Below are 14,836 nucleotides of genomic sequence, written 5' to 3'. Positions count from 1 at the left end.
CTTCGTCGGGCTGGCGCGGGGGGCTGGGGCTAGGAGGCCGGGGGAGCGGGCGGGTCCGGTGGGGGCTTCGGCAGCACCTGGTTGATCCGGGTCCGGAACCACAGGTCCGCCCGCGAGCTGTCCACCCAGCGCTTGCCGACGCGGGGAAGCTCCACCACCCGCCCCTCTGCCGCGGCCCGCCCCGCCGTGTCGAGCAGCTGACGGCCGAGGTCCAGAACGATCCGGCGGGCGACGGCCTGCCACGCGACGCGTGCGGCTTCCGGGTCCTGTGCCGCCCCGAGCCCCGCCAGCCACTGCCGGTACGGTCCGTCCAGCGCCCCGAACCCCAGATCGCGGGCGGTGTCCGTGTGCGGCCCCGGCTCCGAACCCGCCGCACGTGCCAGATTCCCGGCCAACTGCCCCAGGGCCGCCACGGCCCGCTCGGCGTCCGCCACCGCGTCGACCGCGGCCGCGCCGTACAGCGGGCGGTCCTGGTGGAGCAGGACGACTGGCAGGGTGACACCGTCGTCGACCACCTCGTCGACCACGGACTGCTGCGTCCCGTACACCGCACCGATGAGCCGCGTACGGATCAGCGACTGCTTCGGGAGGACGTCCTCACTGGTCAGCAGGGTCAGCCATCTCACCACTCCGGAGGGCCGGCTCTGGTCCGTCCCCCTGCCCGTCGTATCGCTGTCCGACTTCTGCGCGTACAGCAGGCTTGCCAGACCGCGCCAGGCGGCTCGGCTCGGATCGTGCTGGCGCGGCAGGTAGACCAGCGGACGGCCCAACTTCTTCTCCTGCGCCTGGCTGCGCCGCCAGCCCGTCATGGGTTCCGCGTTCCACCGGTTGGCGTGGGCGAGCGGGTCTCCGTAGCCGAGGACGACCCCTGTGACGTCGCTGCCCTCGCTGTGGAGGAGCAGTCGCCGGGACTGCCAGGTGTAGAGGTCGCGCGGACCGGCAGGCCGGGGCACGGACGGGTCGTGCTCCAGCACGCCGGGGCCGGGCGGTGTCTCGCGACGCCAGACGGGCAGATCAGCCTTCCGGTCCGCCGTCAGGATGCCCTCGCCCGTCGGAATCAGGTTCAGCAGGAGCGTCTCGCGCAGCGTGGCGCCTTCCGCGAGGACGCCGCCGAGACCGCCCGCCCATCCCACGCCCTGCGGGTAGACCTTCCCGCCCTTGACCCGGTCATCGCCCTCCATCCCGGACTTGATGCCGGACGAGTCGTACGCGTGGGTGTGGACCAGCCAGCGAGCCGCTTCGGCGAGCCCCAGCCGGTCCACACCTGGCCGGCGCATCGAGAAGAACGCCTCTCCGTTCGGTACGTCGGCCACGATCCGGTTCAGCGAGGCGACCTCGTGCTTCTCCGTGTGCAGCCCGGCGACCTGGAAGAACGGGCGCTCGGGGTGGAGTAGATCGAAGCGCTCGCGGTGCCGGTCGAGATACCCGGCGACGACGGAGAGCGAATCCTCCGCACGCCACAGCTCCTCCCAGTCCTCCAGCTCCGCCGGAGCGCCTGCCGCGCCTGCCTCCGCCTCGTCGAGGGCGTCGTACAGGATCGCCAACAGCAGTCGCAGCAGGGCCAGTTCCTGGGTGGGAAGATCACCCACCAGCCGTCGTACGCTGCCCGCCTGGGCGAAGACCTCCAGGAGCGACAGTTCGGCGGTGGTTCCGTCCTTGCGCTGTACGGGCAGCCAGGGCCGGGAGACGAGATCGAAGGAGGGCGGCGTCATGGGGTCGGGTCCCTTTGCCTTGGGCGCGCCGACGGCGGTCACACGGAGTCCGTCGGCCGAGCTGTAGTGGAGTTCGAAGCCTGACAGGCGGGTCCGGCACTCCTCGTCGAGGACGAGCAGCAGTTCGCCGGCCAGCCAGGGGCATTCCTTCACCTGCCAGGCCGGAACCACCCATCGCTCAAGCTCCGCGATGGTCCTGTCGATTGCACCCGGATGGGTGAGCGGCCGAGGAAGCGTCAGTGCGCTCGCGGCCACCGCTTCGGCGGCCTGGCGTGTCGGAGGCGCGTGCTCCGGGAGGTCCAGTCCGCCGCGCCCGCCGTCGAGCCAGCCCACGGTGGTCAGCCGGCCGTCCTCGTGCCGTTGGACGACCAGCACCTCAAGGGTCTCCTCGCTGTCGCGTACCTGAGCCCGTCCACTGCGGCTGTCGTCGGCGTCTCCCGCGTTGCCGTCCAGCCAGCCGACTACGGGCCGCCCCGCCCTGCGTACCGGACCGAGCCGGAACACATCCGCGCGCTCCTGTTTGTCGGCGAGCCGGGTCGCGTACGCACGCCGGGCATCGGCCAGCACGGGAGCCCACCGGTCCGGGCCGACAGGCCGCTCGTCGTACGCGGCCTGGACCAGCGGGCTGATGTGGTCCGGCAGCACCACCGGGGCTCCGTCGAGATGCGGCCCGAGCACGGCCAGCGCCCGGAGCAGCGTGTGCGGCCCCTGGTAGACGGCGAGCGAGCCGCGTACGGGTTCGGGCGGGTCGGCGCTCCAGTCCGCCACACCCGTCACCAGGCAACGGGCCCGTACGAGCCGGGGCGGGCGGGTACGTGGGTGGCGGTGCAGCCGCCCCATGCGCTGGAGCATCAGGTCGACGGGGGCGAGGTCGGTGACCAGGAGGTCGAAGTCGATGTCCAGCGACTGTTCGACGACCTGGCTGGCCACGACGATGTGCGGCCCGGCGGGCCGGCCGCCCCCGGGTCCGAACCTCTCGCGCAGGTCGGTGTCCTTGCGCGCCCGGTCGGCCGCCAGGAACCGCGAGTGCGCCACGGTCACGGCGTCCGGGCCGAAGTACGCACGCAAGTGCTCGGCCGCCTCCAGTACCCGGTCGACTGTGTTGCGTACGACCAGTGCGCACCCGCCGTCCCGGAGCTCGTCGGCCAGTCGCTCCACGAGCCGTGAAGGGTCGTCGTCGAGACGTTCGAGCGTCACTTCGGTACGGCGCCCCGACGCTGGTTCGGGGCGCGCGGTCAGGACGGCTCCGCCGGGCGCGGCGGCGGTGAGGAGGGGGTAGGCGTCGTCGGGGAGGTTCAGGGCGTCGGCGAGCTCGCCCGTCTCCTCACCGGCGTACGCGGCGGCCAGTTCCCTGCGCCGCTTCGCCGGAAGCGTCGCGGAGAGCATCACGACGGGCACCCGGTAGGCCGCCAGCCACTCCAGTACGCGGTCGAGATAGGCGTTCATGTACGCGTCGTAGGCGTGCACCTCGTCGATGATGACGACCTTGCCCGCGACCGCCAGATGCCGCAGCGCCAGGTGCCGGCTCTTGAGCCCGGCGAAGAGCACCTGGTCGATGGTGCCCACGGCGAATGAGGCGAGCAGCGCCTTCTTCCGGCCGCGCAGCCACTGGTGGGCGTGCAGTTCGGAGGGGTGGGACGGATCGGCGGCTCCGGCGCGGGACACGGCGGCGTCCGGGGCGTCCAACTCGACGGCGGCGATCGTACGGTGACCGGCCCGCGTCATCCCGGACCAGACCTCGTTGAGGGCGGCCTTGGCGTGGGCGAGTACCACGGACCGGGGGCCGTCCGCAGGGAGCCGCGCGAGCCAGCTCAGCAACCGCGGGAACATCGCGTCCCCGGTCGCCCGCGTAGGCAGGGCCACCAGACAGCCCCCGGCCCCGGTCCTGGCCGCCAGGATCTCCGCCGCTGCGAAGGCCGCCTCGGTCTTGCCTTCGCCCATGGGCGCTTCGACGATCAGCAACCCGGCGGGAGGCATCTGCCGGGCCACCCGTACGGCTGCCTCCTGTACGGGCCTGATCCCGGCGCCGTCCGGCAGGTCGAACCGTTCCCGGAACAACTCGGCTGCTGTGCCGTCCGGTTGTGCCGCCACCCACGGTCCGGGCAGATCGAGCCCGGCCCAGGCGGCACCGAGCCGTCGGGCCTCGCCCATGGCCCCGAGTGGCGACCAGGAGGACGGCTCGTACGGGAACAGCTCGGACGCGCTGGCGATCCAGTCCGAGACGATCACGATCGCCGTGAGCACCACCTGCACCGGCTGGGGCAGCCGTACGGAGCCCCAGGCCGCGAACCGCTCCTCCACCCCGGCCCGTCGTGCACACGCGTCCATCAGCTCGTACTGCACCGAGCGCCAGGCATCCTCGCTGTCGCCCCGGGTGCGCAACAGCCGTGGGTGAAGACCGAGATCATGGATCTGCTGATGATCCGGCGGCGTCCCGTGATGCCCACCCGCTACGACGGCGAACTGCCCGGAAACCCGCCCACTCCAACCGAACCGCTCGCCCAGCCACTCCTGGAGGAGCAACTGTCCGGCCAGCCCGTGCGGGGCCATCCTGCGGTCCACGCCGAACTGCTTCTCGTACGGCATGTCGAGCCCGGCCTGCCGCATCCGGTCGGCGAGCCCGTCCACCTGGCAGGCGAAGGCGGGGGTGGCCTTCCCGATGTCATGGACACAGGCCAGATAGACGGCAACCTGCCGGGCATCGGCGGCCCCGCGCGGGAACACCTCCGCGACGAGCGCCTTCACATTCGCGGGCACCCACGCGTCCCACAGCTTCCCGGCGACCGCGGCACTGTCCGCCATGTGCCGCCACAAGGGCAGCCACTGCTCGGTCTTCCGGTCGTGCTTGCCCCAGGCGGTCCGGGATGCGGCGGACAACTCGGCGTAGGCGGTGGGGCATTCGGGAAGATCGCTGGGCATGGGGCTATTCGATAGGGCGTGGTGCGAGGTGGGGTGAGCTGTTCGAAAATGGGTGAGAAATGACCGAAGGTGACGTGTTGGTCATGGGAGTCTTCGTGTGCAGGGTGGGAATTGACCGTCTGGGGACTGTGATTGCTCGATTCGTCACGTCTGTGTCTCTGGGCTGATGTGCTGGGTGTGTCGTGCTTGGGCCCCTGTTCGGGAGCTCAGCGAGTAGTACACGCCCCTGACGTCGGGCGCCGGCGCAGCTTGTGCGGGAACTTGGCGGTGATCACCGGAACTCTGGATCCCGTACGAGGGATCAACCGCGCGTGCGCGGGGACCACCAGATCGAATAGGCGCAGGGGCGCGCGGACCAGGGACCACCCCCGCGTACGCGGGGACCATCCGGCTCCACACCATCCCCACGAACATCGGCATGGGACCACCCCCAACGACGACGCCCTCGACGCGAACTGGTGGCCAGGACCAACCCCGCATGCGCGGGGACCACTTCCAGCTCATCCCCATGACGGCGCTGGAGGCGGGAACAAACCCGCATGCGCGGGGACCACTCCGCCGGGACCGGACTGACCAGATGGACCGGGGGAACAACCCCGCATGCGCGGGGACCACCCCGTATCGGGACCGCCGATCACGGTCCGGCCGCCATCCCGACCGGGAACAACCCCGCATGCGCGGGGACCACGGAATTTCGGTCATATCAGGTCGGGCCAGGAGGGGAACAACCCCGCATGCGCGGGGACCACCTGCCGCGCCTCGCGCCGCGTACTGGCCGCGAGGGAACAACCCCGCATGCGCGGGGACCACCACGAGGGACAGGGCCACATACGAATCGTTGAGGGGAACAACCCCGCATGCGCGGGGACCACCCCCTCCGGGTGACCCCGGAGGACGTCCAGGAGGGAACAACCCCGCATGCGCGGGGACCACCTCTCCGGCGGCGCCGTCCCGATCCGCCGGCGGAGGAACAACCCCGCATGCGCGGGGACCACAGGTACCGGGCCGCCTGAGCCTCTTCACCCGCGGGAACAACCCCGCATGCGCGGGGACCACTGAGGCACTTCGAGCGGCAGAAGTACGGCACGGGGAACAACCCCGCATGCGCGGGGACCACGACGCCGTCGATCTGACCCCGCCCGAAGGGCCGGGAACAACCCCGCATGCGCGGGGACCACCCGAGTCGCGGCGGTCGTGCCTGCCACGATCTGGGAACAACCCCGCATGCGCGGGGACCACAAGATGTACGCGCGGATGGACCACTGGATGCGTGGAACAACCCCGCATGCGCGGGGACCACGATGAACCGGCCCACGGCGAGCACCCGGCGCCCGGGAACAACCCCGCATGCGCGGGGACCACCTTTCTCGCGCGGGCCCCAGAAGAGTCCCTGGCGGGAACAACCCCGCATGCGCGGGGACCACCACGTCGACCAGCCCGAGCGGCACCAGCTCCCGGGGAACAACCCCGCATGCGCGGGGACCACCCGTCGCAGTAGGGGCAGCGGGTGTAGCGGTAGGGAACAACCCCGCATGCGCGGGGACCACTCCGACAAGCCTGGCTCGGCGGTCGCTCCGCTGATGGTGATGGGAACAACCCCGCATGCGCGGGGACCACCGAGCCGCCAGGAGCAAGCGCGGGAGCGGGCAGGGAACAACCCCGCATGCGCGGGGACCACTCTTCGGCCGACCAGCACAGGTGATCGGATTCGGGAACAACCCCGCATGCGCGGGGACCACGACGGGCCCGCACGCCCGGTTCCGTCTCGGCTGGGAACAACCCCGCATGCGCGGGGACCACAGCGCCTTCACTGCCTTGCTGACCGACCCCTTGGGAACAACCCCGCGTTCTCGCGGGAACAACCCCGCATGCGCGGGGACCACACGTACGCCTCGTTGGGAGTCCTGGCGGAGGCGGGAACAACCCCGCATGCGCGGGGACCACATGTGCGGGGGCACGACCCGGTCGCGGCGCGCGGGAACAACCCCGCATGCGCGGGGACCACCCGACGCCGGAGGCGGCCGCGATGACGGTGACGGGAACAACCCCGCATGCGCGGGGACCACCGCCGCGCCGCGAAGTCCGCGTCCCGGAACCCGGGAACAACCCCGCATGCGCGGGGACCACAGCCGTCGACCTGCGTGTTCAGGTGGGCAGAGGCCTGTTTTTGCTTACTTTGCAAAGCTCGGGCATGAAGCATTTCCCATACTTAAGGGGCGCTTTGGTGTGTGTCGTCCCGGCACTTCTCAAGCGCCTCGGTAGTCCGCACACGTGCCAGGTTGCCAACCGCACAGACGCACGGCAGGAGCAGCTGAGTCACAGGCGTCCGGTTGCGACTGCTCCCACCATCGCCGTAAGCGCCTCATAGCTGAAGAGCAGGGCTGGTCCGGATGGGTACTTACTGTCGCGGATGGCGACAGCTGACGGACTGATGACGCCGCACTCGACACAGTCGGACTGAGCGTGTGAGGCGCTGGACTTCCACCAGGTCACGGTCAGGGTTGAAGAGTCGGCGATAGTCATGGATTTTGGTCCCTTGCATGTGTGATCAGGTCGAGTGACTGCTCGACCGACAGCGCAGCGGCGGTCAACGACTCGTGCGCGTCGGCATACGTGTTCACCTGCGTCGCGTCTTCGACATAGAGGGCGCTGGTCAGCTGCTCCAGGTGCACCACGCTCAGCTCCGCCAGCTCACCGAATCCGAGGATGGAAAAGCTGCCGGTCTGTCCGACTGTGAGCGGTGCGGTGATCGGGAGTACTTGAACATCGACATTGGGCATCGACGCGAAGTGCACGAGGCGCGACAACTGGTCGTACATCACAGAGGCGTCGGGGAGTTGCGTGCGGAGAGCAGCCTCGCCGATGATTGCTCGTAGGCGCAGCGGATCGCTGCGGGACAGTACCGACTGCCGGGCAAGCCTGACCTCGACCAACGCCTGCACACGGTCAGTGATCGCCTTTGACATGGCGGTACTTGCGATTGCGGCGTGCGCGTACTGCGGGGTTTGCAACAAGCCCGGAATGGACGCGAGCTGCCACGTGCGGATCGTGCTTGCCTCCGCTTCGAGGCTGATCAAGTCTTCGTACACCGGCGACAGAACCGACCGGTACGACTGCCACCACCCGCGCTGCGAACCTTCACGTGTGAGGCGAATCATGTCGCGGCGGAGGTCTGCTTCTGTGACGCCGTAAAGGTCGAGTAGCGCCTCGACGTCGCCGGCCGACGCTGCATTTCGCGCCGTCTCGATACGGGAGAGCTTGGCGGGCGAAATCCGACCGCCGGAGCGCTCCGCAGCCTCTTCCTGCTTGAGTCCGAGCTTTTCCCGAATCGAACGCAAGGTTCGGCCGAGCTGCCGCCGTCTGACTGTCGGTGCCGACACGTACCCTCCCGTCTCTGTCTGGCCGCGTTCAGTCTGCCGCGCTTCCCGCCGTGCTGTCACCTTCGAACACCTCTTCCTTCCGGCCACTCTCTCGACTGGGTGCAGATTTGCACATTCGAGTGAATGGCTTGCACAGTGTTATGCCGGACGTCACTCTAGGTGGAAGAGTTGCAGTCGTGCCGATACAGAGCGATGCGCGTCTGGTCGGCCCATACGCGAGGGGTCCGCACGATGGCCATGCATCCGCGAGCGTTACCGCCCATCCAGCCCCACTGCCCGCCTGTAGTGCCGCAACAGGCGATCTTCTCCGCCGAGCCCGAGTCCGTCCGGGCTGCTCGGCGCTATGTGAGAGAGGCGACCGCCTGCCAGGAGCCGTTCGTCACCGAGGACGCGCTCGGAACCCTCGAACTCGTCGCGAGTGAACTGGTGACCAACGCCGTGCGGTACGGAACGGAGCCGGGCGACTCTCTGATGGTGAAGGTGGGTGCTCAGCCGGGTAGTTGCCGTATCGAGGTGCACGACACGCGTCGCAGGAGGCCGCGCATCAGGCCGGCATCGGACGAACGGGTCCGTGGCAGGGGTATGCATCTGGTCGAGGCGCTGGCAGCGCAGTGGGGTGTGGACGACCGTGAGTTCGGCAAGATTGTCTGGGCGGTGGTCGTGTGGTGAACGAGCCGCTGCGGCAGCCGGAGAGCGATGACGGGCTGCTGTATCGGGCGCTGCTCGGCCACGCAGCGCTGTGCGACGTGCCGTCGGTCCGGCCCTTCCTTTACCTGAGCCGCTTGCGGGAAATCGTGTGCGTCGCAGATGAGACCCAGGACACGATTGGCGATGCCGTAGTTGACGGCCTTGATCACGGGTCTGGACACACGGAAAGCCATCTATGCCGAGAGGCCGCCCCTCCCAGGTCGCCTTTAGCACACAGCGGGTGTATCCGAGATAAGTGTGTATTTGGTCGGCATAGGGAGTTTCTTCGGCAGGGATGAACAAGGCGCCCCCGAAGTCGTGAAAACTTGGGGGGCGTCTGCTGTTCATGTGGTAAAAGGATTACGCGCGAAGGTTCCGAGGCATGTATGCCCGCTCGCTGAAGTTTCTAGCCGAGATCTTGTGCGCGTTGGCTGAGTGACCGCTGGGTGGAGTCGGAATGCCTAGGTGTGCAAGGGGTCACTGGCCAGCCGTGCGTCGAGGGCGGTGTAGCGACGCAGACGGCCACGGGCGATCAGGATGATCACGACAATCACTGAGATGCCACCGGCCCAGGGGGTGCGGGCGAACTGTTCGAGGAAGGCCGGTGTGGCCAGGCCGGCCGAGACTAGTGCGACAACGAGGGCGGAGGAGGGGTCGGGGCTTTGCTCAACGTCAAATTTCGGCCTGGCCATTCCTGCTCCTAGTGGCATTCAAGTCCCTTGAAGGGTGCTGAATATTGTCCACTCGCTAAAACAGGCCGTGGTCGATCCTGTATTGGGGCAGAATTCAACTGACCTGCAAGGAGTGCTTTTTTTGAGGACTTCCCCAATAATGCGCCTCGCGGGGTGTTTTATCTGTGATTTCCTTGAGGCGGCGCGTCGGGCCCTTGTTGCTCGAATGTGCCATCACATACAGAGCGGATCTCCCCAGTTAAGGGTTTATGGGCGCTGCCGTCTGCTGGTGCCACTTGACGCACTGCCCGACTAGAGGAGTTGAGCGGCAGCCGCTGATGAAGGAGCAGCCCCGCGTACGCGGGGACCGTGCTGTTGCTGCTTGCAGAGTGGATCGCCCCAGGGGGCACCCCCGCTCAAGCGGGGAGGAATGGATTGAAGCGGCTATCCAGCCGTCGTCACCTGAGGAGTGCGCGAACGCCCTCCTGATCTGCGTTTCCGCAGTTCAGGAGGGCGTCGATGGCGGTAGCGGAGGGATTTGAACCCTCGGTGAGTTTCCCCACACTCGCTTTCGAGGCGAGCTCCTTCGGCCGCTCGGACACGCTACCGAGAGAGAGCTTAGACCATCCTGGGCCGTGGATCGAAATCCAATCTCAGAGCGTGCGGAAGAAGGCCGTCAGCTGGGCAGCGCACTCCTCCTCCAGTACGCCGGGGATGACCTCCGGGCGGTGGTTGAGGCGGCGGTCGCGTACGACGTCCCAGAGGGAGCCGGCCGCGCCCGCCTTGTCGTCGCGGGCTCCGTAGACCACCCGGGCCACGCGGGACTGGACGAGGGCGCCCGCGCACATGGTGCACGGCTCCAGGGTGACCACCAGGGTGCAGTCGGTCAGGCGCCATTCGCCCAGGGCCGTGGCCGCTCGGCGCAGGGCGAGGATTTCGGCGTGTGCGGTCGGGTCGCCGGTGGCCTCGCGTTCGTTGTGGCCGAGCGCGAGCACCGTGCCGTGCGGGCCGAGGACGACGGCGCCGACCGGCACATCGCCGGACGACGCCGCCTGCGCCGCTTCGGCCAGGGCGCGGCGCATCGGTGCCTGCCACGGATCCCGTACAGGGTCTCGTACGGGGGGGCCCTGCACGGGGTCCTGTACGGAATCGGAGGCGGGCTTGGGGGAAGGTTTCGGCGGTCGTGCGGTCACCCGCGGACCCTAACGGACGGTCTCCAGGACCTCGGCCGCTCCCAGCGCGTCCGCGATCTCCACCAGGGCGTCGGTCCGCAGCGTCAGCAGCTCCTTCTCGGACATCCCGAGGTCGGCGAGGATCCCGAGCTCTCCGATCGGCCCCGCCGGTACGGCGTCGGGGTCGTCGTCGGGGTCGATGGCGTCGATGGGTCCGGCTGCCGGAGCGGGCACGGAACGCCTCGCCCCGCCGGCCCCGTCCGGCTCGTCGTCCTCCGTACCGTCGAGGTCGACTAGCTCTTCGAGTGCGGCGATCTCGTCCTCGGCCCCTGGTTCGCGGCCGAGGAGTTCGTCGGTGAGCAGGATCTCCCCGTACGAGGAGCGGGCGGCGGCGGACGCGTCCGATACGTAGATACGGGGGTCCTCCTCACCGTCCACCCGGATGACGCCGAACCAGGCGTCCTCCTGCTCGATGAAGACCAGGACCGTGTCCTCGTCCACCGAGGCGTCCCGGGCCAGATCCATCAGATCGGACAGGGTCTCCACATCGTCCAGCTCTGTATCGCTCGCTTCCCACCCGTCTTCGGTGCGCGCGAGCAGTGCGGCGAAGTACACCGTGACTCTCCCACTGGTCATAGGTGAATCGGTCCGGCGGGAGGAGGGACGGTGATCCGTCCGCCCTGAGCCCCGCCCAATCGGCATCGTGGCAGAAACAAGCGCCGCGCGAGACCTCTTCCGACGTTGAGTCGGCCATCAGTTCCAGGACTGCCTGCTCGGCGGTGTCCCCGACCTGGGCGATCCGGGGCGGGGCCGACCACCCGTTCGCCACGGCGGTCACCAGCGGAACGTACGCATCCGCATCTGTTGGCGCATACGGGCCGCACGGGCTCTGCGCGGCTGCACCCGGTCCCGCAGCTGTTTGGCCTCGTGGAGCTCCCGGAGGAACTGGGCGCGTCGTCTGCGCCGGGCAGCGTCACTCTCCTGCGCGTCCCGTACGTCCGGTGGCGCGTCGCGCGCGTCGCCCGGCAGGTCCGGCCAGGGTGCCTCGAATGCCTCCGGCACCTCGTGCGGGGGCCGTTCCCGCTTCCGTCGCTCCCCGTCCTGCATCGACACACCACCCCAACGCCGGGTCCGTTGCCCCCACCTTCCCCCCGAACAGGTGGTTGATGCCAGCGCAGAGTGCCGGAAGGCGCGGTTACTGTTGACACATGCGGATCCACGTCGTCGACCACCCGCTGGTGGCGCACAAACTCACCACGCTGCGCGACAAGCGCACCGACTCCCCGACCTTCCGGCGGCTCGCCGACGAGCTGGTCACCCTCCTCGCCTACGAGGCCACCAGGGATGTGCGCACCGACCGGGTCGACATCGAGACCCCGGTGACGCCGACGACGGGTGTGAAGCTGTCCTACCCGCGGCCCCTGGTCGTGCCGATCCTGCGCGCCGGTCTCGGCATGCTGGACGGCATGGTGCGGCTGCTGCCGACCGCCGAGGTGGGCTTCCTGGGCATGATCCGTAACGAGGAGACGCTCCAGGCCGAGACGTACGCGACCCGGATGCCGGAGGACCTCTCGGGCCGCCAGGTCTACGTCCTGGACCCGATGCTGGCCACCGGCGGGACCCTCGTCGCGGCGATCAGGGAAATGATCAAGCGCGGTGCGGACGATGTCACCGCGGTCGTGCTCCTCGCGGCGCCCGAGGGCGTCGAGGTCATGGAGCGCGAGCTGGCGGGCACTCCGGTCACCGTCGTCACCGCCTCGATCGACGAGCGGCTCAACGAGCACGGCTACATCGTGCCGGGGCTGGGCGACGCGGGCGACCGCATGTACGGCACGGCGGACTAGCCGCGGAGGTACGGACGTACGGACGTACGGAGGTACGGACGTACGGATGGCCGGGTGACCGCGTACGCACCGTACGGCCGCGAGGCCTCCGGCCCGCGGACCGGACGGCGGCTCCCGGCCGCCGTACCGGACGCGGCTACGCCGTTGTCCGGGTTCCCCCGGGCGCGCGGGGCGGTCTCAGCAGGACGACGGGGCCGGTGCGGGCTTGGAGAGTGCCGTGAGCGCCGCCGCGGCGGCCTGCGGGGTGCTGAACGTCTTGAACTTCGTACCCAGAATCAGATCGATGTCCCCGGACTTCCGGGCGTCGGTCTTCTGCACCGTCCCCGGCAGTTGCGTACCGAGCACCGGGAAGGTGCCGTTCGTGGCTGTCGGCGCTCCCAGCAGCACTCCGGGACCGGGGACCTTCTTGTCGTACGCGGCGGGGGCGTTGCCCACCTTGCCGATGGTGAAGCCGCGCTTCTTCAGTTCGTCCGCGGCCGCCTTGGCGAGACCGCTGCGCGGCGTCGCGTTGTAGACGTTGACCTTGATCCCGGCCGGTCTCGGCAGCGCCTTCGGGGGCGGCGCCGGCTTCGCGGTGGGGCACTCGCGTTTGTGATCGGCGGCGCTGGCCTTCTTGTCGCCGCCCGTGAAGACGTCGATGAGCTGCAGCGTGCCCCAGCCGGCCAGGCCGAGGGCCACCACGGCGGAGACGCCCGCGAGGACGAGCTTGCGGCGGTGACGGGGGCGGCGCATCCGTGGGTACTTGTCGCCCGTGATGCGGTACTTTCCGCCCATGCCGGGGGGAGTGAGCATGCTCATGGGCGCAGCGTAGTGCGACCTGGTGATGATGCGTACTAAATGATCAATCGATGGCACCCGCATGCGCGCTAAAGCACCCGAAAGGCCTGAATCGCTCCGGGGCAATCGCTCCGGGGGCAGCCGGGTGGGTCAGCCCATTTCCAGGACGCGGGCGTGCAGCACCTGGCGCTGCTGGAGCGCCGCGCGGACCGCGCGGTGCAGACCGTCCTCCAGGTAGAGGTCGCCCTGCCACTTCACGACATGGGCGAACAGGTCGCCGTAGAACGTGGAGTCCTCGGCGAGGAGGGTCTCCAGGTCCAGTTGGCCCTTGGTCGTCACGAGCTGGTCCAGGCGAACCGGACGCGGCGCGACATCCGCCCACTGTCGGGTGCTTTCCCGGCCGTGGTCGGGGTATGGCTTCCCATTTCCGATGCGCTTGAAGATCACACGGAAAGCCTACCGGGCAAGGAGCTCCGGGCGCAGCCGGGGAACGGTACTGCGATGCTGGGCGAAATGCCATATAGCGCGTGATACCGGGACAGGGGTCGTCATGAGTGGGAGCGCGAACGCGGGCGGGCAAGCGGGCGCCGCCCCGGGTGTGAGCACCGGAGCGGGCGCCGGAGCGGGCGCCAGTGCGAGCGCCAGTGCGCGTACGGACTCCGGCACGAGTACGGCTGCTGGGACAGGATCCGGCGCGGGTGCAGCCGCCGGTACGGGTGCGGGTACGGGCGCGGGTGCGGGTGCAGTCGCCGGTACGGGTGCGCTGCCGCAGTCGGCCCAGGACATCGCGGCCAGGTACGCCGCTTCCGGCACCGCCCTCGATCTGGGCGCGCTCCTGTGGGACGGCGTCTGTCTTCCGGCGGCTCGGATCCGCATCCCGTTTCGATCACCCGGACCGTGCGGCTGATCCGCTCCAAGGGGATCGGGATCTTCTTCGTCACCCAGTCCCCGCAGGACGTACCGGCACCCGTACTGGGGCAGCTCGGAAGCCGGGTGCAGCACGCTCTGCGCGCGTTCACGCCCGACGACGCGAAGGCGTTGCGCGCGACGGTGAAGACCTTTCCGAACTCGCCGTACGACCTTGAGGAGCTGCTGACACAACTGGGTACGGGCGAGGCCGTGATCACCGTGCTCAGCGAGAAGGGCGCGCCGACACCGGTCGCCGGGACCCGGCTGCGGGCGCCGGAGTCGCTGATGGGCCCGGTGGCGGCGGACGTGCTGGACGCCGCCGTGAAGGGGTCGTCGCTGTACGGGCGTTACGCCGAGGCCGTGGACCGGGAGTCGGCCTACGAGAGGCTCGCGGAGCGCGCGGAGACCGCCGAACGCGCGGAGCGTGCGGAACAGGGGGACCGGGAGGCCCGTGAGGCTGAGGACGCCCGTGGGGCTGAGGACACCCGTGAGGCTCGGGAGGCGGCTGACCGGGCGGCGGTGGAGGAAGCGGTGAAAGCGCCGGAGCGTGCGCCCGGCGGGCGCGGCAAGGAGGACACCTCGCTGGTCGGGCAGGTGGTGGGCAGCGGGATGTTCAAGTCCCTGGCGCGGTCCGTGGGGACCCAGCTGGGGCGGGAGATCTCACGGTCGCTGTTCGGTACGGCGCGCCGCAGGCGCTGAGGGGCGGCCCGTGTCCGGCAGCGCACGCCGGGGTAGTCGTACGGGCGAGGGGAGCGGCGGCCGGCG

General features: G+C 69.4%; 11 protein-coding genes, 1 tRNA gene, 1 pseudogene and 1 CRISPR repeat array. Of the genes and pseudogenes, 3 read left to right on the top strand and 10 right to left on the bottom strand.

Annotated elements, in window-relative coordinates:
- Positions 1-29 precede the first annotated feature (29 nt).
- The 3 genes from casA to OHA98_RS00160 form a co-directional block, all read right to left on the bottom strand.
- A complete protein-coding gene (casA, locus tag OHA98_RS00170) occupies positions 30-4,631 on the bottom strand; it encodes a type I-E CRISPR-associated protein Cse1/CasA (RefSeq protein ID WP_266922043.1) in 4,602 nt (1,533 codons plus the stop codon).
- A 464-nt stretch (positions 4,632-5,095) separates the two neighbouring features.
- Positions 5,096-6,758: a CRISPR direct-repeat array (repeat unit 29 nt; unit sequence GGGAACAACCCCGCATGCGCGGGGACCAC).
- A gap of 189 nt (positions 6,759-6,947) precedes the next feature.
- Positions 6,948-7,154, bottom strand: coding sequence for a DUF397 domain-containing protein (locus OHA98_RS00165; RefSeq protein ID WP_266922042.1), 207 nt, complete (start codon positions 7,152-7,154; stop codon positions 6,948-6,950).
- Entirely contained in the window at positions 7,151-8,011 is an 861-nt protein-coding gene (locus OHA98_RS00160) for a helix-turn-helix transcriptional regulator (RefSeq protein ID WP_266922041.1), read from the bottom strand. The genes OHA98_RS00165 and OHA98_RS00160 overlap by 4 nt, the downstream gene beginning before the upstream one ends.
- Before the next feature lie 285 nt (positions 8,012-8,296).
- On the opposite strand from OHA98_RS00160, the gene OHA98_RS00155 reads away from it, so the two are divergent.
- A complete protein-coding gene (locus OHA98_RS00155; RefSeq protein ID WP_266922040.1) occupies positions 8,297-8,680 on the top strand; it encodes an ATP-binding protein in 384 nt (127 codons plus the stop codon).
- Positions 8,681-9,159: 479 nt separating this feature from the next.
- Here the strand turns inward: OHA98_RS00155 and OHA98_RS00150 are convergent, their stop codons facing one another.
- The 5 genes from OHA98_RS00150 to OHA98_RS00130 form a co-directional block, all read right to left on the bottom strand.
- Positions 9,160-9,390 (bottom strand): hypothetical protein, encoded by a 231-nt coding sequence (locus tag OHA98_RS00150; RefSeq protein ID WP_266922039.1) that lies wholly within the window; start codon positions 9,388-9,390, stop codon positions 9,160-9,162.
- Positions 9,391-9,889: 499 nt separating this feature from the next.
- Positions 9,890-9,977: transfer RNA gene (locus OHA98_RS00145), tRNA-Ser, on the bottom strand.
- A gap of 45 nt (positions 9,978-10,022) precedes the next feature.
- Positions 10,023-10,451, bottom strand: a complete 429-nt coding sequence (gene tadA, locus OHA98_RS00140; protein ID WP_266927612.1) for a tRNA adenosine(34) deaminase TadA — start codon at positions 10,449-10,451, stop codon at positions 10,023-10,025.
- A 120-nt stretch (positions 10,452-10,571) separates the two neighbouring features.
- The gene (locus OHA98_RS00135; RefSeq protein ID WP_266927611.1) at positions 10,572-11,156 is read right to left on the bottom strand and encodes a hypothetical protein; all 585 of its coding nucleotides are present in this window, start codon (positions 11,154-11,156) and stop codon (positions 10,572-10,574) included.
- A gap of 219 nt (positions 11,157-11,375) precedes the next feature.
- Entirely contained in the window at positions 11,376-11,648 is a 273-nt protein-coding gene (locus OHA98_RS00130; RefSeq protein WP_266922038.1) for a hypothetical protein, read from the bottom strand.
- A 101-nt stretch (positions 11,649-11,749) separates the two neighbouring features.
- Here OHA98_RS00130 and upp point away from each other — a divergent pair, with 101 nt between their 5' ends.
- Entirely contained in the window at positions 11,750-12,385 is a 636-nt protein-coding gene (upp, locus tag OHA98_RS00125) for a uracil phosphoribosyltransferase (RefSeq protein ID WP_266922037.1), read from the top strand.
- A gap of 177 nt (positions 12,386-12,562) precedes the next feature.
- Here upp and OHA98_RS00120 read toward each other — a convergent pair whose 3' ends face one another.
- Positions 12,563-13,159 carry a LytR C-terminal domain-containing protein gene (locus OHA98_RS00120; protein WP_266927610.1) on the bottom strand — a complete coding sequence of 199 codons (597 nt, stop codon included), beginning with the start codon at positions 13,157-13,159 and terminating at the stop codon, positions 12,563-12,565.
- 153 nt (positions 13,160-13,312) lie between these two features.
- The gene (locus OHA98_RS00115) at positions 13,313-13,609 is read right to left on the bottom strand and encodes a type II toxin-antitoxin system VapB family antitoxin (protein ID WP_073727519.1); all 297 of its coding nucleotides are present in this window, start codon (positions 13,607-13,609) and stop codon (positions 13,313-13,315) included.
- Positions 13,610-14,044: 435 nt separating this feature from the next.
- On the opposite strand from OHA98_RS00115, the pseudogene OHA98_RS00110 reads away from it, so the two are divergent.
- A pseudogene (locus OHA98_RS00110) lies at positions 14,045-14,770 on the top strand (helicase HerA-like domain-containing protein); the annotation flags it as partial.
- Positions 14,771-14,836: the final 66 nt, after the last annotated feature.

Source organism: Streptomyces sp. NBC_00654, assembly GCF_026341775.1.
Taxonomy (GTDB): Bacteria; Actinomycetota; Actinomycetes; order Streptomycetales; family Streptomycetaceae; genus Streptomyces.
Note: the sequence above shows the minus strand (reverse complement) of the source record. Positions and strands in the feature narration are given on the sequence as shown.